Annotated in this window: 14 protein-coding genes; 7 read left to right on the top strand and 7 right to left on the bottom strand. The window is 61.3% G+C overall.

Translation table 11 applies throughout. The features are described 5' to 3' along the window. Window positions 1-15: 15 nt before the first annotated feature. From P3C18_RS03080 to pilG, 7 genes are all read right to left on the bottom strand, one after another. Complete coding sequence (locus P3C18_RS03080) at window positions 16-1,035, bottom strand: chemotaxis protein CheB (protein ID WP_275960401.1); 1,020 nt, start codon at window positions 1,033-1,035, stop codon at window positions 16-18. Further along, window positions 1,028-8,464 (bottom strand): Hpt domain-containing protein, encoded by a 7,437-nt coding sequence (locus P3C18_RS03075; RefSeq protein ID WP_275961566.1) that lies wholly within the window; start codon window positions 8,462-8,464, stop codon window positions 1,028-1,030. Before P3C18_RS03075 ends, P3C18_RS03080 begins: the two co-directional genes overlap by 8 nt. Window positions 8,465-8,641: 177 nt before the next feature. Continuing rightward, complete coding sequence (locus P3C18_RS03070; RefSeq protein WP_160090046.1) at window positions 8,642-9,499, bottom strand: protein-glutamate O-methyltransferase; 858 nt, start codon at window positions 9,497-9,499, stop codon at window positions 8,642-8,644. Between the two features lie 68 nt (window positions 9,500-9,567). Beyond that, complete coding sequence (locus P3C18_RS03065; RefSeq protein WP_275960400.1) at window positions 9,568-11,613, bottom strand: methyl-accepting chemotaxis protein; 2,046 nt, start codon at window positions 11,611-11,613, stop codon at window positions 9,568-9,570. Window positions 11,614-11,697: 84 nt separating this feature from the next. Continuing rightward, entirely contained in the window at window positions 11,698-12,234 is a 537-nt protein-coding gene (locus P3C18_RS03060; RefSeq protein ID WP_160012894.1) for a chemotaxis protein CheW, read from the bottom strand. Between the two features lie 45 nt (window positions 12,235-12,279). Continuing rightward, entirely contained in the window at window positions 12,280-12,645 is a 366-nt protein-coding gene (gene pilH / locus P3C18_RS03055; RefSeq protein ID WP_108485952.1) for a twitching motility response regulator PilH, read from the bottom strand. Window positions 12,646-12,692: 47 nt separating this feature from the next. Beyond that, complete coding sequence (gene pilG / locus P3C18_RS03050) at window positions 12,693-13,100, bottom strand: twitching motility response regulator PilG (RefSeq protein ID WP_275960399.1); 408 nt, start codon at window positions 13,098-13,100, stop codon at window positions 12,693-12,695. A 240-nt stretch (window positions 13,101-13,340) separates the two neighbouring features. Here pilG and gshB point away from each other — a divergent pair, with 240 nt between their 5' ends. The 7 genes from gshB to P3C18_RS03015 all read left to right on the top strand — a co-directional run bounded on the left by gshB (window position 13,341) and on the right by P3C18_RS03015 (window position 19,172). Beyond that, on the top strand, window positions 13,341-14,303 hold the full coding sequence (gshB, locus tag P3C18_RS03045) for a glutathione synthase (RefSeq protein ID WP_275960398.1): 963 nt from the start codon (window positions 13,341-13,343) through the stop codon (window positions 14,301-14,303). A 56-nt stretch (window positions 14,304-14,359) separates the two neighbouring features. Further along, the gene (locus P3C18_RS03040) at window positions 14,360-15,256 is read left to right on the top strand and encodes an energy transducer TonB (RefSeq protein WP_275960397.1); all 897 of its coding nucleotides are present in this window, start codon (window positions 14,360-14,362) and stop codon (window positions 15,254-15,256) included. 73 nt (window positions 15,257-15,329) lie between these two features. Further along, on the top strand, window positions 15,330-15,899 hold the full coding sequence (locus P3C18_RS03035) for a YqgE/AlgH family protein (RefSeq protein WP_275960396.1): 570 nt from the start codon (window positions 15,330-15,332) through the stop codon (window positions 15,897-15,899). Then, window positions 15,899-16,342, top strand: coding sequence for a Holliday junction resolvase RuvX (gene ruvX, locus P3C18_RS03030; RefSeq protein ID WP_275960395.1), 444 nt, complete (start codon window positions 15,899-15,901; stop codon window positions 16,340-16,342). The genes P3C18_RS03035 and ruvX overlap by 1 nt, the downstream gene beginning before the upstream one ends. Window positions 16,343-16,373: 31 nt before the next feature. Further along, a complete protein-coding gene (pyrR, locus tag P3C18_RS03025) occupies window positions 16,374-16,880 on the top strand; it encodes a bifunctional pyr operon transcriptional regulator/uracil phosphoribosyltransferase PyrR (RefSeq protein WP_275960394.1) in 507 nt (168 codons plus the stop codon). Window positions 16,881-16,890: 10 nt separating this feature from the next. Then, window positions 16,891-17,901: an aspartate carbamoyltransferase catalytic subunit gene (locus tag P3C18_RS03020; RefSeq protein WP_275960393.1), complete on the top strand. Its 1,011-nt coding sequence runs from the start codon at window positions 16,891-16,893 to the stop codon at window positions 17,899-17,901. Continuing rightward, window positions 17,901-19,172, top strand: coding sequence for a dihydroorotase (locus P3C18_RS03015; protein WP_275960392.1), 1,272 nt, complete (start codon window positions 17,901-17,903; stop codon window positions 19,170-19,172). Before P3C18_RS03020 ends, P3C18_RS03015 begins: the two co-directional genes overlap by 1 nt. Window positions 19,173-19,221: the final 49 nt, after the last annotated feature.

Below are 19,221 nucleotides of genomic sequence, written 5' to 3'. Positions count from 1 at the left end.
GGGCACGGCCCCGGATTATCGGCACTGCTCGGCCAGGTGATTGACCAGGGCTTCGGCCAGCTCGCGCGGGTCCCCGCTGAAGCTGCTGTAGCCGGCTTCACGCAGGCTGTCCGGCATGCTCGGGCAGGCGCAGCTGTCGGCGCGCTGCGTCCAGATCACGCTGCCCTGGCGACGCACATAGGCGGCTGCGGCGCTGCCGTCGCTGCCCATGCCGCTGAAGGCGATTACACCGCTGAGCGCACCAAAATGCTGGGCCAGATTAAGCATCATCTGATCAATCGACGGGCTGTAGGGTTCTGGCCAGCCGCGCTCGGCAATCTGCATCTGGCCGTCATCGTTGAAGCCCAGCTCATAACTGATCGGCACCACCACCACTTCACCACAACGCACTGCGTCGCCATGGCGCGCCGGGTTAACATGCCACTGACTGTGGCGTCCCACCGCTTGCGGCAGTGCACTCTCAAAACTCGCATCGATATGCTGGGCATAGACAAAGCCCACCGGCAGACCGCCCGGCAAGGCATCGAGAAAGGCTTTTACCGCCGCCGGGCCGCCCAGAGAAGCTGCCAGCAGCCACACCTGGCGCGCCGGCTCGCCGGCTACCAGCGGTGTATCCGCCAGCGCAGCCGGCAGGTCCAGACGCGATGGACGCTGCGCTTCCGCCAACAAAGCTTCCAGGCTCGGACCAACCGCCTGCGAGGGATCGCCGACCAGCTTCTTCAACTTGCCGAACAGGCGGCGTTCCCAGCGCGGGTAGTTTTCCGAATGACGCTCGGGGGCGTGGCCTTCACCAAACAGCACCGGGGCCGAGGCGCTTTCCATCAGGCTGTCGACCAGCGGCAAGTCCTCCGACTGGGCCAGATCAACCAGCCACAGATCGGTTTCGCAGGCGTTCAGGGTTTCCTGATCGAGGCGCGCCGGGTCGCTGTTCATCACCACCTGATAGCCGCTGCCGGTCAACGCCTGCTGCAGCACGTGACGCTGCAGCGAGGTATCGGCAATCACCGCGATGCGGGCTGCAGTTTTCTCACTCATTGCGGTTTACCGGGTGGCGGCCCACCAGTTGCTGAATGGTTTCAAGCAACAAGGACTCCTGGTAAGGCTTACCAAGGTACTCGTTGACGCCGATGCTCATGGCCCGCTCACGGTGTTTTTCACCGGTACGCGAGGTGATCATGATAATCGGCAGATCTTTCAGGCCTTCATCGTGGCGCACCAGGGTTGCCACTTCGAAGCCGTCCATGCGTGGCATTTCGATGTCCAGCAGCATGATGTCGGGCTTACGCTCCTGCAGCTGCGAGATGGCATCGACACCGTCCTTGGCGGTCAGCACGTTCATGCCGTTACGCTCGAGCAGACGACTGGTGACCTTGCGTACGGTGACCGAATCGTCGACCACCATGACCAGGGTCGGCCGATCCGCTTCGATCTCCGCCGCCGTTGCCGACTGCTTGAGCAGACGCGGCGTCAGCTGGGTAAGCAAATGCGCATGCAGCACGCGGATAGTCGCCAGCAGGTCGAGAATGACTACCACGCGACCGTCACCGAGGATGGTTGCACCGGAAATTCCGTGTACACCAGCAAACTGCGGGCCGAGGCTCTTCACCACGATTTCCCGCGAACCAGCCAGGGAGTCAACCTGCACGGCCACGGCGTGCTCTTTGGAGCGCACCAGAATCACCGGCAGCGGCAGGCTCTGACCAACCAGCTTGGGCTGCTGACCGTTGTTCAGCAGGTCGCCCAGGTAGCGCAGTTCATAGCTCTGCCCGGCGTACTCGAAGCGCGGCGCATCCGGCGCGTAGTAGGCTTCCAGCTCATACGGGGAGACCCGCACGATACCTTCGATGGTGTTCAACGGAATGGCGTAGAGGTCTTCACCCGACAACACCATCAGCGCGCGGTTGACCGACACGGTAAACGGCAGGCGAATGGTAAAGGTGGTGCCGGTGCCCGGGATCGACTCGATGCTCATCGAACCGCCGAGCTGTTTGACCTCGGAGTGGACCACGTCCATGCCCACACCACGCCCAGAAATCTGCGTGACCTTCTCGGCGGTAGAGAAACCGGCCTCGAGGATAAACTGCAGCACTTCGTAGTCGGTGAGGTCGGAGTCGGCGTCCATCAAGCCGCGCTCGATGGCTTTGCGCCGCACCGCTTCCAGGCGAATACCGCCGCCGTCATCAGCCAGGGTCAGGACGATATCGCCGCCCTCACGGCCCAGCGCCAGGCGAATGGTACCCTGCTCCGGCTTGCCGGCAGCACGGCGTACATCGGCGGCTTCGATGCCGTGGTCGACGGCGTTGCGCAGCATGTGTTCCAGCGGCGCGACGATACGTTCGAGTACGGTACGGTCCATCTCGCCATCGGCGTTGCCGACGACGAACTCAACCTGCTTGCCCAACTCACCGGAAATCTGCCGCACGATACGGCGCAGACGCGGCACCAAACGGTCGAAAGGCACCATGCGCGTACGCATCAGGCCTTCCTGCAGCTCGGAGTTGACCCGCGCCTGTTGCAGCAACAGGGTTTCCGCATCGCGGTTACGCGCGGCCAGGGTTTCTTTCAGGTCGAGCAAGTCGGAGGCGGACTCGAACAGTGCACGCGACAGCTGCTGCAGCTGCGAGTGACGGTCCATTTCCAGCGGGTCGAAATCCTCATAGCCCATACGCTCGGCTTCAGCCTCAATACGGCTGAGGATCTGCGCCTGGGTTTCAGTATCGAGGCGGCGCAACTGATCACGCACACGGTCGATGGTGGCTTCCATCTCACTCAGGGTGAAACCGAAGTCACTCACCTGTTGCTCGACCCGACCACGGAAAATCGATGTCTCACCGGCCAGGTTGACCAGGCCTTCGAGCAATTCGGCTGGCACCTTGACCAACTCTTGCGGCGCACGCCGCGAGGCCGCTTCCTGCGCAGCCTCTTCAGCGCGGCGCACGAACGGCAGCACCTTGGCTACCAGCTCCTGCGCTGGCATGGCACTGGCTGCAACAATCGGTGCGCTCAATTCCGGCAGGCGCGGGGCTTGTTCGGCAACTGGCGCAGGCGCTTGCTGGCTCGCCGTATCGGCCACCAGGCTGTCATTCAGACGCTGCCGCAGCGCGTCCAGCTCCTGCTGCAAGCCTTCAAAGCCGGACTGCACATCGACAAACAGGCTCTGCGGCCACGGCGCACCCTGAGCTTGCGCTTCGGTCAGGTGCTGTTCGAGGCTGTGGGTCAGGTCGCCCAGGCGCTTCTGCCCGGCCAGACGTGCACCACCCTTGAGGGTGTGCAGGATGCGCAGCATATCGTCGATGGCGGCGCCGTCTTCACGGTCAGCCTCCCAACGGCCGATGGCGACTTCCATGGCTTCCAGCAGGTCATCACCTTCCTCAAGGAAGATGTCGAGGATGTCCGATTCGGCATCGTCATCCTGCAGGGCGTCGGCAGCCTTGAGGGCAACCGCAGACGGCATACTCAGTTGTTCATCCGGGTTGGCGCGAAACCGCTTGATGGTTTCGATCAGCGCCTCACCACTCGGTACGCCGCGTTTGCCACGAACCGCTTCGAGCATCTCGGCCAGGCTGTCGTGACAGGCCTGGAGCAGGGTGAAGAGGTCCTGACTGGCGCGCAAACGCCCTTGGCCAAGGCCTTCGTAGAGGAATTCCAGTTCGTGGGCCAGATCACCGATTTCACGGATCTCGGCCATGCGTGCACCACCCTTGAGGGTGTGCAGATCGCGCTGCAGCGATTCCAGCTCCAGGCTGTTGTTAACGTCGCCCATCCAGCGTTGCAACGCCGCACCAGCGCTGTCGATGATGTCGAAACCTTCCTCAAGGAAGATTTCCACCAGCTCAGGATCACGCTCGTCATCAAATACGGCAGGCGCAGCTACAGCGACCGGCGCTGGAACTGGCTCGGGCTCGGGCTCGGGCTCGGGCTCGGGCGCAATATCAGGGACGGCAGCAAATTCAACTTCGCTTTCAGCAACAGACTCGACCAGTGGTTGCTCGTCGAACTCCACAGCAGGCAGCTCGAACGCTTCGATCTCCAGAGCCTCAGCTGCCAATGGCTCGCTATCCAGTGGTTCCTGCGGCGCATCCGCCAAGATGCCAAAGTCGATCTCTTCTTCTATCTCTGGCAGCTCAGCAGGCTCGGGCTCTACCAGATCGAACGACTCGATCATCGGCAAGGCTTCGGCTTCGGCTTCGGCTTCGGCTTCGGCTTCGGCTTCGGCTTCGGCTTCGGCTTCGGCTTCGGCTTCGGCTTCGGCTTCGGCAACAGGCTCGGGGATAGCTGGGGCCACAGGCAAGCTTTGCCCGCCACTCTGACGGAAGCTGCGAATGGCCTCGATCAGCTCCAGTGGCGAATGCATGGCGAGGCGTGCCTGCAGCTGCTCCAGCAGCTGTGCCAGGGAGTCATGGCTTTGCTGCAGCAGGTTCGCCAGTGGTTGCGAGAAGCTGTAGCGGCGATCAACCAGGCCTTCGTACAAGGATTCCAGCTCATGGGCGAGATCGCCAATCGGACGGATCTCGGCCATGCGCGCACCACCCTTGAGGGTGTGCAGGTCACGTTGCAGCGAGGACAGCGCCGCTTTGTTATCCGTATCAGCCAACCAGCGCTCCAGCGCCTGGCCGGCACTCTCGAGAATATCGACTGCCTCTTCGAGGAAGATCGACACCATTTCTTCGTCGAGCGATTCATACAACGAAGCAGCCGGCGGTTCGACCAGCGGTTCACTGAGAGCCTCGATAGGTGCAGGCAGTTCTTCAACATCCGGCGCGTCGAGCTCAAGCGGCTCAATCAGCTCATCCGGCTCGGCCAGGCTGAGCTCTTCCAGCGCAGCTGTGGCGTCGGCCAGCTCGACAATCTCGATACCGCTGTCACCGTTGTTGGACAGCAAGGCCAGGGTGTTAGGGTCCAACGCTTCCATCAGCAAGTTGCGCAGGGCCGTTACGCGCTCAGGCGCACCGCTGACCTGCAGGCCAGCGGCAACCTGATCCATCATGCCGATCAGCGCTTCGTGGGCTTGCTCAGCTTCGCTGAAGAAGCGCTCGCTGACCGCCAGACGACCCTCTTCGACCGCGCCATACAGATCAAGCAAGGCTTCGCAGAGCTCATCGATCTGCGGCAATTCAGCCATCTCGGCGCCACGGCCGAGGGTGGTCAGTTCGTCCAGCAGAGAACTCAGTTCCTGACGCTCGGACGGATGCTCGCGCCATTTGCGCAGCAGGTCTTCGGCATCCAGCAGAATATCCATACCTTCGGCGAGGAAGATGCTGATCATCTGCGGGTCGCGCTTCTCACCCTGATCGCTCTGCCGGCTGTTCTCGGCGTGCTCGAGGCGGTCACTGTGCAGCTTCTGCACGCGCTCAAGGAACTCGGCAGCACCCGGCAGAACTGCCAGTGGCTGGCTTTCCAGCTGCTCAAGGCCCAGACGGAAGAGTTTCTCGGCGCTGCTCAGCAGCTCCGCTTCGGCCAGGTCCATCGGGATCAGGTTGGTCTTGAATTCCTTGACCAGCTTTTCCAGCGGCGAAGCAATCTCGGCCACCGGTTGAATGCCGGCCATCGAGGCGCTGCCCTTGAGGGTGTGCAGGGCACGCTGCAGGTCGTCAGTAACCGGCTGCGGCAGCACCTGGGCACAGTCAGCCAGGAAGCCAACCAGGGTATCGAGGTGCATTTCCGCTTCGTTGCGGAAAATCTCCAGCAACTGCGGGTCTAGTCCGTCCTCGTCTTCAACAACTTCGGCGGTAGCAACTGGACTGCCCTTGGGCTCCGCTACCAGCTCAACCGGGGCTTGAGGTTTTGGGAGGCTTCGGCCTTTAGCCAAGGCGTGCGCCGTCGCGGCCAGGTGGTCAACATCGTCGCGCTGGCGTTGCGCTTTATTGGCGAACTCCTCGACCAGCGCCGGCATCAGCGCGACCACATCGGCGATCACCTGCTGCACTTCGGCGCCAGGTTGAATGCTGCGATCCAGCACGCGGTTGAGCAGGTTCTCAATCGACCAGCCCAGCTCACCAATAACCAGAGCACGAACCATACGGCCACTGCCCTTGAGGGTGTGGAAGGCGCGGCGGATTTCGGTCAGGGCCTCTTTGTTGTCGGTGTCGGCGCACCACTGCGGGAAGTACTCGCCAATGGTTTCCAGCACTTCACCGACTTCTTCGATAAAGACTTCCAGCAACTCTTCATCAATCGGTTCTTCATCAGCCGGTGGCGGCAGCAGGCTTGGCGGCACATCGTGAGCCGGCGGGTTGATCGCCTGCACTGGAGCGGCCATCACATCAGCCATCGACAGCGCTTTTTCGGCAACAGCTTGCTCGGGCTCTTCGCTCAGCGGGGCACTGGGCAGCTCGACCTCAGGCAACTCGAGGGCAGCCAGTTCGGCTTCATTCCAGTTGGCCGGGCTGTCGCTTTCGTCCAGTTCAAAGCTGCCAAGTTGCAACTCTTCACCGGCAAAGGCTTGTTCCTGAGGCATTTCAGCCAGCGGCAGAGGCTCGGCGTCGGGCAGATCGATACTGAAATCGATCAGTTCAAGATCGCCAGCTGGCGCTTCAGTAACCCACTCAGCCTCACTGGATGGCGCTTCAATCGCTGTCGAGTCCAGATCGGCAAATTCGGCACTGAAGTCATCCGCCAGCTCCAGGCTCAACGGTTCTTCGACAACCGGCTCCAGGCTCGGCTCGATTTCGGCTGGCTGCTCCGGTTCGGCGCTGAGCACTTCCATATCGTCCAGCGGATCGGCCAATGGCGCGAAGGACTCTACAGGCGGCTCGACACGGTCGAGAATCGATGGCTTTTCTTTCAGTGGGTAGCCCAGGCTTTCCAGGCTTTCCTCGGCCACGTCGAGAATCAGGTCGCCCTGGGTCGCGTGGTCTTCAGCCAGGCGCTCGAGGTAGTACTCGACGCTGGTGATGGCGTCCGCCAGGGTGTCGAGATTCTGCCAGTTGGGCACGGCCTTGCGTGCCAGCAGCTGCTCCTGAATATAACGATTGCAGGCATTCAGCAGGTCGGCGGCGCGCTGCAGCGGAATCATCGCCAGGCCGCCACGCACCTGTGTCAGCAAATCGGGCACACGGGCCAGGTGTTCGTGGTTCCACTGCGAGGCGATAAATTCGATGATCGCGTCTTTGGCCTGTTCCAGACCATTGCGCGCTTCCTTGATCACCAGCTGGTGAATCTGCGCCACGTCGGTGGTCGGCAGATGGCTTTCTTCGCGGCCGCCGTCCTGCGCGGGACCGACCATGCCGGCCAGGGTGGCCTCGACGTACAGCAGAGCGCCGGCAACATCCATCAGCACCGCATCGCTCGGTTCGCCCTGGCCCTTGGCCAGGCCGTTGACCACATCGAGCTGATCGACAATGACTTTGCGCGGCTGACCGAAACCCAACACCGCGAGGGTGTCGGCAATCTGCTTGAGCGGTGCGGCGAGCGCATCCAGATCAGCGACCTGGGTACGGTCGCTGCGCACGAACAGATCGAGGCTGTCCTTGACCCGCACCAGTTCTTCACAGAGAGCGGCAACCACCGAACGCATGGCGTCGCGGTCCGGACCAGCCAGGCGGGCCCGTTCTTCGTCGACAACATCGTTGTCCGGCAGTGCATCGTCGAGGCGATATTGCTCTTTGAGGTTGCGCACGCGCGGCGACTGCGCCGACGACTTGGCCACATAGAACAGCAGGTTCTTGCTCAGCTCGTCAGGAGCTGCCTGGTTAAGACCATCGGCGCCCTGCTCGAGCAGGCGCTTGAGTTCCTTATCAACCTGACGCAACAACGTCCGGATCGAGGTGCCATTGCTCACACTGCCGTTGGCCAGACCTTCGACCACACCCGAAGCGATCTGCCACAACGGGCCGAGCGGAGAGTCCTTGCAGAGATTTTCCAGGCGCGCGAACACCCGTGCCATATAGCCCAGGTTGGTCGGCAAGTCCTGGTTGCGGATCACCCCGACCAGGGCCATTTGCAGCATTTGCCGCAGTTTGCGCAGCAACACCGGCAGTTCGGCAGTGCGTAGTTGGTCAATGGTTTCATGGGGTAGCGCTGGCGTGCGGCCGGACATATCCGGGGCAAACAGGCTGGTTTCCGAGAGCAGTTTTTCCCCGCGCGCGGCGCGCAGGTCATTGAGCAGAGGCAACACGACCATCGGCAGGTCGCGGCGGGCAGTCTGGATACGGTCGAGGTAAACCGGCAGCTGCAGAATCGACTGCATCAGCACTTCCAGGGCTTCACCCTGGTTGGTCACCCGGCCGTCGATCAAGGCGCCGGCCAGCTGTTCCATTTCCTCAGCCAGCAACGCCGCGCCGAAAAACTCGACCATCTGCAAGGTGCCGAGCACCTGATGCACATAGGTCTGGCAGAAACGCATGCGCGTAGCGTCCTGGGGGTTCTCGACGAACGCCTCAAGCGCCTGACGCGCCTGCTTCAGGGTTTCCGCGATCTCGCCCTTAACCCATTCCAGGGCGACATAATCGTGCCGATCACCCATAGCCACTCCACTCATATACTTGGCTCTTCTGCCTTATCAAGCTGCTGAAAAACTACCTGCGTTGCCATTGCTGCGTTAAAAGCAGGCTCGAACTGCTCATTTACAGCTCGTAAACTCCGCGTTCTCGCCTGCTTTTGCCTTGCACTGGCTGCCTCGCTTACGTTTTTCAACAGCCTGTTATCCCTTGCGGGTAAACGCCAGCACTCGCTCGTCGGCTACCGGGATCAACTCCGGATGCTGCCAACCTGCTACTTCGCCCACTCCCACCACCAGCAGCCCCCCGGGCACCAGGCGCTCGGCCAGGCGGTTGAGGATCTCGCGGCGACGCCAGCGACGAAAATAGATCAACAAGTTCTGACAAAAAATAACGTCCATTCCGGACATCGGTGCCTTGGCCAGTTCCAGCACATTGAGCCGGGCGCAACACACGCGCGCGGCCAGATTCGGCACCACTTTGAAACGTCCATCGTCCTGGGCCAGGAAGTATCGCTGGCACAGATCGGCATCCAACTGCTCCAGACGGCGCGCACCATATTGGCCATCGCGCGCCTTGCTCAAGGCATTCAGGCTGATGTCAGTGCCTGTTACCCCGAAATGATCCGGGTGTTCACTTTCACGCAGAACTTCGGCCGCGCTGATGGCCAGCGAATAAGGCTCTTCGCCACTGGCACAGCCAACACTCCAAAGTTCCCATGGCTGCGTCACGCCCTGCTGCAAACGCTCGCGCAAATAGCTTTCGAGCACTTCAAAGGAAGGGCGATGACGAAAGAAACGGGTTTCCTGCACAGTCAGCCGATCCAGCAGGGTCGACCATTCCACCGCACCGCGGGGACCATCGGTTACCTGCCGGTAATACGTGGCGTAATCCATTACGCCCAGCTCGCGCATCCGCGCACTCAGATTGGTTTGCAGAAACGCCCGCCGCCGCTCATTGAGAACGACTCCGGTACGCTCCTCAAGCAGCGTCTGCCAGTCACGAAACTCCGTGGCTGTCATGTCTGCCAGAGGCTGCAAGGCCCAGACGCCTGACTGCATGTCGTGCCCCTCGCTCACGGCCATAGTCCTTGTGCGACAGGCCTTTCAGCCTGCCGCGCAGCACCTGATTAAGCCTGTTCCCCACCCGGCAAGGTAAAGCCGGATACCGACTTACGCATCTCACTGGCCATCTTGGCCAGGTTACCAATGCTCTTGGCGGTGGCAGTGGTACCGGAGGAAGTTTGCGAGGTGATTTCCTGAATCACGTTCATCGTGTTGGAAATGTGGCCCGCCGAAGATGCCTGCTGGCGAGCAGCGTTGGAGATGTTCTGAATCAAGGCCGCGAGGGTCTTGGATACCTTCTCAATCTCTTCCAGCGCCACCCCGGCGTCCTGTGCCAGACGAGCACCACGCACCACTTCGGAAGTCGTTTGCTCCATCGAGATAACGGCTTCGTTGGTGTCGGTCTGAATCGTCTTAACCAGCGCTTCAATCTGCTTGGTTGCAGCAGACGAACGTTCTGCGAGGCGTTGTACTTCGTCCGCTACCACGGCGAAGCCTCGACCCGCATCACCGGCCATGGAGGCCTGGATCGCGGCGTTCAGTGCGAGGATGTTGGTCTGGTCAGCAATGTCGTTAATCAGGCTAACGATGTCACCGATCTCCTGGGACGATTCACCGAGGCGTTTAATCCGCTTCGAGGTGTCCTGGATCTGCTCACGGATGTTATCCATGCCGGTAATGGTGTTGTGCACCACTTCGTTGCCCTTGTTGGCGATGGCTACGGAACGTTCCGCTACCGCCGAGGACTCCGAGGCGTTCGCCGATACCTGGTCAATCGACACGGCCATTTCGTTGATCGCCGCAGAAGCACCGGCAATTTCCTGGGCCTGGTGCTCGGACGCTTCAGCCAGGTGCATCGCCGTGGCCTGGGTTTCCTGGGCCGCACCGGCTACCTGAACGGCGGTCAGGTTGATCGTTGCTACCAGGTCACGCAGCTGGTCGATGGAGTAGTTGATGGAGTCAGCGATGGCACCGGTGAAATCTTCGGTTACCGTCGCGGCCACGGTCAAGTCACCGTCTGCGAGGTCAGCGATTTCGTCGAGCAGTCGCAGAATCGCCGCCTGGTTACGTTCGTTTTTCTCGGCGGTAGACGCCAGACGACGGTTGGTTTCCCGCACCATCACCAGGCCGATGAGGATAATCGAACCGAGCGCCAGTGCACCCAGCACGTAACCGATCAGGGTGTTGATCGCACGGCCAGTGGCCAGATCATCAAAGCCGACAGCCAGCGTGGAAGCCTTGTCCAACAGGGTCTGCGAAACGCTGAAGATCACGTTGGCCGACTCACGCACCTGGAACAGTTCCGGCGAGGTTTCGAGAATCTCGTCCACCGAACCGGATACGAATTCGAACAGTTCGGAAATTTCCGCCAGACGCTCAAGTGCCTCGGCATCGCTGACCTGGGAGATTTCCATGGCGGCGTTGCCTTCGAGCATCGCGCTCAATACGCGACCGAACAGGCTGGCGTCACGACCGAACATGTCAGCGGCCTGCACCGAATCCTGGTCACCAGCGAGTACCTTGTTTACCGAACCCAGAATACGTTCTGCCAGCAAGGATTGACGCTGAGCTACCGAGACCTGAGCCGCCGGCGCACCGCTTTCCAGCAGAATGTCGACCACTTCTTCGTACTCGACCTGCAGCTGCGGAATGGTTTCCGCCAGGGTGGCAGCTACCTGGTGCAGCGACAGTACGGTCTGTTCGTTGGCCAGGATGGCGTCGGTGTTCTGCCGCAGCGTATCCCAGTCCTGCTGCACCACAGCAATCTGTGGCTGCAGGGATTCCGGCGCTGCAGGCAGCCCGGTCTCCTCGTTACCGTCGGTCAAATAACCCCAGCGGGTCTGGAAGTCGTTACGTGCATCGCGCAGCAAGGCGAACGCTTCAGCCGTACCGGCCGCCGCTTCCGTGGAGTTTTTCGCGATACGCTGGGACAGTACGCGCAGTTCACCGGCGTGGCCGATGTATTCCGTGTCGTAGTTGGATTGGGTGTTGATGTAGGCGAAGTTGGCGAACAACAGCACGATCGAAACGATCAGGACAATAAACAGCCCCGCGATCAACGTGCTACTGCGCGCACCTGCTAACAAATTACCTGCATTTAGTTTTTTCATTTACTGGCCCCCGCCTGGACCGACCGCACTACGGTTCCCATGTAACGCCAAAAGGCCGGCAAAGCCGACCCCACCGATAAACTGTTAATACGCCACGTCGAGAAAACCCGGGTTCTGGGCCAGCGCGTGTGGGCTGAACACCAACCAGGGCTGTTCACGTTGAAATACTCCGTGGATAAAGGGTGCTATGGACGCCTCGAGCGGCGGCAGCTGCTCAGAGAAGGTGTCCACAGGAAAATGCTGCATGCCGAACACTTCATCGACCGTCAGGCCGGCAAAGACTTCCTGGTGATCAACCACCAGCACTCGGCGCTTTTTGCGCAGCGGCGACAGCTCGCTGCCAAAGAAACCGCACAGGTCCATCACCGGCAGCAGGCGACCACGCACGTTAGCCACGCCCTTGACCCAGTTTTTCACACCCGGCAACAAGGTATGGCGCGGCTCATGTAACACCTCGCCAACTTCGCCCATGGGCGCGACGAAAAAACGCTCGCCCATGCGAAAACCGATACCACTCCAGGTCTGTACCACCGCTTGCTGCGAAGGCAAGCCAGCCGCCAGCGAACGACAGAGCCTGTCGATATCCTGAAGGGTTTGAAAAGGTGTTTGCGCGTCCGACATGCCAGCTGCGGCCTTATTCTTTTTTAATTGCGGACTGACCCGGTATTAGCCGGCCAATACCGCATTCAAGGTTTTAACCAGAGTTTCTTCATCAACCGGCTTGGTCAGGTAATCCTTCGCGCCCTGGCGCTTGCCCCAGACCTTGTCGGTTTCCTGATCCTTGGTGGTAACGATGATCACCGGGATGTGACTGGTGTCCGCATCCTTGGTCAGCTGGCGGGTCGCCTGGAAGCCGTTGAGGCCAGGCATGACGATATCCATCAGCACCGCGTCCGGCTTTTCCTGGCGAGCCAGGGCAACGCCGTCGGCACCATTTTCCGCCTTGAGTACCTGATGGCCGTGCTTTTCCAGCATGGCGGTCAGCTTGTACATTTCAGTCGGCGAGTCATCAACAATCAGAATTCGAGCCATGGTGTTTCCCAATACTTTAAAAAGGCGCTCAGCTGTTCAGCCAGGCGTCAGGACGCTTGTTCCACCGGTACAAAGTTAGGCACATGGGCTTTGATCGCACCGAGCAGCTCTTCTTTACTGAAGGGCTTTGTCAGGTATTGATCGGAACCGACAATGCGACCCTTGGCTTTATCGAACAGACCGTCTTTGGAAGACAGCATGATCACCGGGGTGGATTTGAAAGCGCTGTTGTTCTTGATCAAGGCACAGGTCTGATAGCCATCGAGCCGCGGCATCATAATGTCGACAAAGATGATGTTCGGATGGGTATCGGCGATCTTTGCCAAAGCATCGAAGCCGTCAACTGCAGTAATCACCTCGCAGCCCACCTTTTTCAGCAGGGTTTCCGCGGTACGACGAATCGTTTTCGAATCGTCGATCACCATCACCCTCAAACCCTCGGAATGCTGTTCCATGTTTGCCCTACCATCGCCTCGGTGAGTCGTTATTTTTGCGTTATATCAGTGCGCCTGAGGCCCTGTCACCGACGGGCTACAACCCAATCGTCGGGCCTTTTTAGCACACTCTCCAGATGCAATCTATAAGCCGCGCGGGGCCAAGGTTTTTCCTTGACCACCCGACTTGTCAGCGCCACCCTGACGCCACATCACGTCTTAGCACACTTTAATCGCTGCCATTTTACGGAGAACACCGCCATGAGCGTCCGCCTCGGCATTGTCATGGACCCCATCGCCCAGATCGCCTTCAAGAAGGACAGCTCGCTGGCCATGTTACTGGCCGCCCAAGCGCGCGGCTGGACCCTCTTCTATATAGAGCAGAAAGATCTTTACCAAGCCAAGGGCGAAGCACGCGCTCGACTTTCAGAGCTTAGCGTATACAACGACCCACAGCGTTGGTTCGAACTGGGTAACGAGCAGGATATCGCGCTAAGCGAGCTGGACGTGATCCTGATGCGCAAGGACCCGCCCTTCGATAACGAGTTTGTCTACTCCACCTACCTACTGGAACAAGCCGAGCAAGCAGGCGTTCTGGTGGTCAACCGCCCGCAAAGTCTGCGCGACTGTAATGAAAAGTACTTTGCCACCCAGTTCAGCCAATACACACCGCCGACCGTGGTCAGCCGTAGGGCCGACATTCTGCGCGAGTTTGCCAAAGAGCAGCGTGACATCATTCTCAAACCCCTCGATGGAATGGGCGGATCGATGATATTTCGTCACCGCGAGGGCGATCCCAACCTTTCGGTGATTCTCGAGACCCTGACCAACCACGGCCAGCAGCAGATCATGGCCCAGGGTTACCTGCCGGCGATCAAGGATGGTGACAAGCGCATCCTGATGATTGACGGTGAACCGGTGCCCTATTGCCTGGCGCGCATTCCGGCGGCTGGCGAAACCCGCGGCAACCTCGCCGCTGGCGGTCGCGGCGAAGCCCGCCCGCTGAGCGAGCGCGACCGTGAAATCGCTGCCGCCGTCGGCCCGACGCTGCGCGAGAAAGGCCTGCTGTTCGTTGGCCTGGACGTGATTGGCGAGCACCTAACCGAGATCAACGTGACCAGCCCGACCTGCATTCGCGAGATCGACGCGGCCTTTGATACGCGCATCGGCGAACGATTGATGGACGTGATTGCCGAGAAGCTCAATGCGCGCAGTGCTTCATAGACTTTTCCATGCACCCTCGGCAGACTGCGCGGCAACCTGAGCAGACCCGAAACGCGATGAACGCAGCAGCCCAACTCCCTGAACTTTCCAGCGCCGGCGTACAGCCGGCGGACCGCCTGGGCTTTACCCTGTTCCTCGCTGCCGTACTGCATGCTGCGCTGATCCTCGGCCTGGGCTTTACCCTGGCCGAGCCGAGCCAAATCAGCAAAACCCTGGAAATCACCCTCTCCACCTTCAAGAGCGAAGAAAAGCCCAAAGAAGCCGACTTCCTCGCCCAGGACAACCAGCAAGGCAGCGGCACCCTGGACCACAAGGCCGCGCCGAAAACCACCGAGCAGGCTCTATTTCAGGACAGCGAAGTCAAACGCATCACCCCGCCCGCCGCGCCGCAACAGCCGGCCGTGCGCCAGGAAGCGCCCAAAGCCGCCGTCGCCACTCGCACCCCGCAACAGCAGAAAACCCCGGTCAAACGCGAAGAAACCAAGCCCACACCGCAAACCCGACCAGCACCGGTATTCGACAGCGCGCAACTGTCTTCGGAAATCGCCAGCCTGGAAGCCGAACTGGCCCAGGAAGTTCAGCAATACGCCAAACGGCCGAAGATCCATCGCCTCAACGCCGCCTCGACCATGCGCGACAAAGGTGCCTGGTACAAAGATGAGTGGCGCAAGAAGGTCGAGCGGGTCGGCAACCTCAACTACCCGGATGAAGCACGCCGCCAGGGCATTTACGGCAGCCTGCGCCTGCTGGTATCGATCAACCGCGACGGCACCCTGTACGAAGTGCAGGTACTGGAATCCTCCGGCCAGCGCACGCTCGACCAAGCAGCCCTACGCATCGTGCGCCTGGCCGCGCCGTTTGCACCGTTTACCGGCGACCTGGCCGATGTCGACCGCCTGGAAATCATCCGCACCTGGCGCTTCGAGCGCGGCGACCGCCTGTCGAGCAACTGATCAGCCAGACTTTTACCGGCCGTAACAAGCGCAGCGCTTGAAGCCAATGGCCTGAAGCCTGAAACTAACGCCCATGAAAGACGCCAGCCCCAGCTACCTCAAGCACCACTTCCTGATCGCCATGCCGCACATGGCCGATCCGCATTTTGCGCAGACCGTCACCTACCTGATTGATCACAACGAGTTCGGCGCCATGGGCCTGGTGATCAACAAGCCCAACGGCCTCAACCTGGCTGACGTGCTCGAACAGTTACGCCCGGATGACGAGCCGCCGGTGCTGTGCCAAAGCCTGCCGATATTTACCGGCGGCCCAGTGCAGACTGACCGAGGCTTTGTTCTGCACCCCAGCGGCTCGCAGTTTCAGGCGACCCTGGAGCTGGGCGAGCTGGGTCTGTCGACCTCACAAGATGTGCTGTTCGCCATCGCCGCCGGCACTGGCCCGGAGAAATACCTGATCACCCTCGGCTATGCCGGCTGGGAAGCCGGGCAACTGGAGGCCGAGCTGGCTGACAACGCCTGGCTGACCTGCCCAGCCGATAACACCATCCTCTTCGACCTGCCTTTCGATCAGCGCCTGAATGCCGCCGCCGCGCGCTTAGGCGTCAACCTCAGCCTGCTCACCTCACAAGCCGGGCACGCCTGATGGCCGAGGCGAATACAAAACCGCTGCGCCTGCTGCTGGGCTTCGATTATGGCAGCAAACAGATCGGCGTCGCGGTCGGCCAAGTGATCACCGGCCAGGCCCGCGAGCTGTGCATCCTCAAGGCGCAGAACGGCGTGCCGGACTGGCAGAAAGTTGAAGCGCTGATCAAGGAATGGCAGCCGGACGCCATCGTCGTTGGCCTGCCACTGAACATGGATGGCACGAAAAGCGAGATGAGCGAGCGCGCCGAGAAGTTCGCCCGCCGCCTTAACGGCCGCTTCAATCTGCCCGTACACACCCACGACGAACGCCTGACCACCTACGAGGCCAAGGGCCAGCGCCTGCAGCAAGGGCAGAACAGCGGCTACCGCGAGCGCCCGGTCGACGCCCTGGCCGCCGCCCTACTTTTACAGGGCTGGCTCGAAGAAAACTGCCTGGGCTAACCCCCACCAAGATTGCACCTGGAGTGTTGCCATGAGCTTACCCAACCCGGCCGAACTGCTACCGCAAATGGCCGCCGCCCTGACCAGCCACCTGAATCAGCGGCAGATCAGCGAACCGCGCTTTATCGGCATCCGCACCGGTGGCGTCTGGGTTGCCCAGGCGCTGCTGGAAGCCCTCGGCCGCGACGACGCGCTGGGCATTCTCGATGTGTCCTTCTACCGTGACGACTTCACCCAGAATGGCCTGCACCCACAGGTACAACCGTCCGAGCTGCCGTTCGAGATCGAAGGCCAACACCTGGTGCTGATCGATGACGTGCTGATGAGCGGCCGCACCATTCGCGCCGCGCTCAATGAGCTGTTCGACTACGGCCGCCCGGCCAGCGTAACCCTGGTCAGCCTGCTCGACCTGAATGCCCGCGAGCTGCCGATCCGCCCGGACGTGGTCGGTGCCACCCTGTCGCTGGACGGCGACCAGCGGGTAAAATTGTCCGGCCCCACGCCGCTGACCCTCGAACTCCAGACGCTTGCCCACTGAGACTCGCCAGATGACGACCATAGCCGCCAAGCGCCCGCTGCAGCTGAATGACCAAGGCCAACTGCGCCACTTCCTGTCCCTCGACGGCCTGCCCCGCGAGCTGCTGACGGAAATCCTCGACACCGCCGACTCCTTCCTCGAAGTCGGCGCGCGTGCAGTGAAGAAAGTCCCGCTGCTGCGCGGCAAGACCGTGTGCAACGTGTTTTTCGAGAACTCCACGCGCACCCGTACCACCTTCGAACTGGCCGCCCAGCGCCTGTCTGCCGACGTCATCACCCTCAACGTGTCGACCAGCTCGACCAGCAAGGGCGAAACCCTGTTCGACACCCTGCGCAACCTCGAAGCCATGGCCGCCGATATCTTCGTCGTGCGGCATGCCGACTCCGGTGCCGCGCACTTTATTGCCGAGCACGTGTGCCCAAACCTGGCGATCATCAACGGCGGCGACGGTCGTCACGCCCACCCGACCCAGGGCATGCTCGACATGCTGACCATCCGCCGGCACAAGGGCAGCTTCGAGAACCTCTCGGTAGCCATCGTCGGCGACATCCTGCATTCGCGGGTAGCGCGCTCGAATATGCTTGCGCTGAAAACTCTCGGCTGCCCCGATATCCGCGTAATCGCGCCGAAAACCCTGCTGCCGGTCGGCATCGAGCAATACGGCGTGACCGTTTACAGCGATATGGCTGCAGGCCTCCAAGATGTCGACGTGGTGATCATGCTGCGCCTGCAGCGTGAGCGCATGACCGGCGGCCTGCTGCCTAGCGAAGGCGAGTTCTACCGCCTGTTCGGCCTCACCGAGGAACGCCTGAAACTGGCCAAACCGGATGCGCTGGTCATGCACCCAGGCCCAATCAACCGTGGCGTGGAGATCGAATCGGCAGTGGCCGATGGCCCACAGTCGGTGATTCTCAATCAAGTCACCTACGGCATCGCCGTGCGCATGGCCGTGCTGTCCATGGCCATGAGCGGGCAGACCGCGCAACGCCAACTCAACCTAGATGCCGAGGAGCAAAACTGATGCGCATCCGTATCCTCGGTGCCCGGGTTATCGACCCCAGCAGCGGCTTCGATCAACTTGCCGACCTTTATATCGAAAGCGGCAAGATCATCGCCATTGGCCAGGCACCGGCCGGCTTCGTCGCCGAGCAGAGCATCGACGCCCAGGGCCTGGTCGCCGCACCCGGGCTGGTCGACCTTAACGTCGCCCTGCGCGAGCCGGGCTATAGCCGCAAAGGCAGCATCGCCACGGAAACCCTGGCGGCAGCCGCCGGTGGCGTCACCAGCCTGTGCTGCCCACCCTTTACCAAGCCGGTACTGGACACCCCGGCGGTCGCCGAGCTGATCCTCGACCGCGCTCGTGAGGCCGGGCACACCAAGGTGTTCCCGATTGGCGCGCTGAGCAAAGGTCTGGAAGGCGAGCAGCTGGCCGAACTGGTAGCCCTGCGCGACGCCGGCTGCGTGGCCTTCGGCAACGGCCTGGACAGTTTCCGCAATAACCGCACCCTGCGCCGCGCCCTGGAATACGCAGCCACCTTCGACCTGACGGTGATCTTCCATTCCCAGGACCATGACCTGGCCGAAGGCGGCCTGGCCCACGAGGGCGCCACCGCCAGCTTCCTCGGCCTGCCAGGCATTCCGGAAAGCGCGGAAACCGTGGCCCTGGCCCGCGACCTGTTGCTGGTTGAGCAGACCGGCGTGCGTGCGCACTTCAGCCAGCTGACCAGCGCGCGCGGCGCCCAACTGATCGCCGACGCCCAGGCCCGCGGCCTGCCAGTAACAGCCGACGTGGCGCTGTATCAGCTGATTCTCACCGATGAAGCCCTCAGCGATTTCTCCAGTCTCTATCACGTGCAACCGCCGCTGCGCACCGCCGCCGACCGTGATGGCCTGCGTACTGCGGTAAAAAGCGGGGTGATCTCGGCCATCGCCAGCCACCACCAGCCGCACGAACGCGACGCCAAACTGGCACCGTTCGGCGCCACCGAGCCAGGCATCAGCAGTGTGCAGTTGCTGCTGCCGCTGGCCATGAGTCTGGTACAGGACGGTCTGCTCGACCTGCCCACCCTGCTCGCCCGCCTGAGCAGCGGCCCGGCGCAAGCGCTGCGCCTGCCTGCTGGTAACCTCAGCGTAGGCGCACCCGCCGATCTGCTGCTGTTTGATCCGCAGGCCTCGACCCTGGCCGGTGAGAGCTGGTATTCGAAAGGTGCCAATTGCCCGTTTATCGGCCATTGCCTGCCGGGCGCCGTGCGTTTCACCCTGGTGGATGGGCATATCAGCTACCAGGCTTAAAACCTGGCCCCACAAAAAACCTGCCGCGGCGGGATTTTTTGTGTGCCTG

Origin of the sequence: Pseudomonas sp. 1928-m (assembly GCF_029269135.1) — a bacterium.
Lineage (GTDB): Bacteria > Pseudomonadota > Gammaproteobacteria > Pseudomonadales > Pseudomonadaceae > Aquipseudomonas.
The sequence above is the reverse complement of the archived record's forward strand: the minus strand, read 5'-3'. Positions and strand labels throughout refer to the sequence as shown.

Coding starts and splice junctions, on each gene's coding strand:
- pilG (WP_275960399.1), bottom strand. CDS start 13,100: ATGGAACAGCATTCCGAGGGTTTGAGGGTGATGGTGATCGACGATTCG.
- P3C18_RS03080 (WP_275960401.1), bottom strand. CDS start 1,035: ATGAGTGAGAAAACTGCAGCCCGCATCGCGGTGATTGCCGATACCTCG.
- P3C18_RS03065 (WP_275960400.1), bottom strand. CDS start 11,613: ATGAAAAAACTAAATGCAGGTAATTTGTTAGCAGGTGCGCGCAGTAGC.
- P3C18_RS03075 (WP_275961566.1), bottom strand. CDS start 8,464: ATGGGTGATCGGCACGATTATGTCGCCCTGGAATGGGTTAAGGGCGAG.
- P3C18_RS03035 (WP_275960396.1), top strand. CDS start 15,330: ATGAAAGACGCCAGCCCCAGCTACCTCAAGCACCACTTCCTGATCGCC.
- gshB (WP_275960398.1), top strand. CDS start 13,341: ATGAGCGTCCGCCTCGGCATTGTCATGGACCCCATCGCCCAGATCGCC.
- ruvX (WP_275960395.1), top strand. CDS start 15,899: ATGGCCGAGGCGAATACAAAACCGCTGCGCCTGCTGCTGGGCTTCGAT.
- P3C18_RS03020 (WP_275960393.1), top strand. CDS start 16,891: ATGACGACCATAGCCGCCAAGCGCCCGCTGCAGCTGAATGACCAAGGC.
- pilH (WP_108485952.1), bottom strand. CDS start 12,645: ATGGCTCGAATTCTGATTGTTGATGACTCGCCGACTGAAATGTACAAG.
- P3C18_RS03070 (WP_160090046.1), bottom strand. CDS start 9,499: ATGCAGTCAGGCGTCTGGGCCTTGCAGCCTCTGGCAGACATGACAGCC.
- P3C18_RS03040 (WP_275960397.1), top strand. CDS start 14,360: ATGAACGCAGCAGCCCAACTCCCTGAACTTTCCAGCGCCGGCGTACAG.
- P3C18_RS03060 (WP_160012894.1), bottom strand. CDS start 12,234: ATGTCGGACGCGCAAACACCTTTTCAAACCCTTCAGGATATCGACAGG.
- pyrR (WP_275960394.1), top strand. CDS start 16,374: ATGAGCTTACCCAACCCGGCCGAACTGCTACCGCAAATGGCCGCCGCC.
- P3C18_RS03015 (WP_275960392.1), top strand. CDS start 17,901: ATGCGCATCCGTATCCTCGGTGCCCGGGTTATCGACCCCAGCAGCGGC.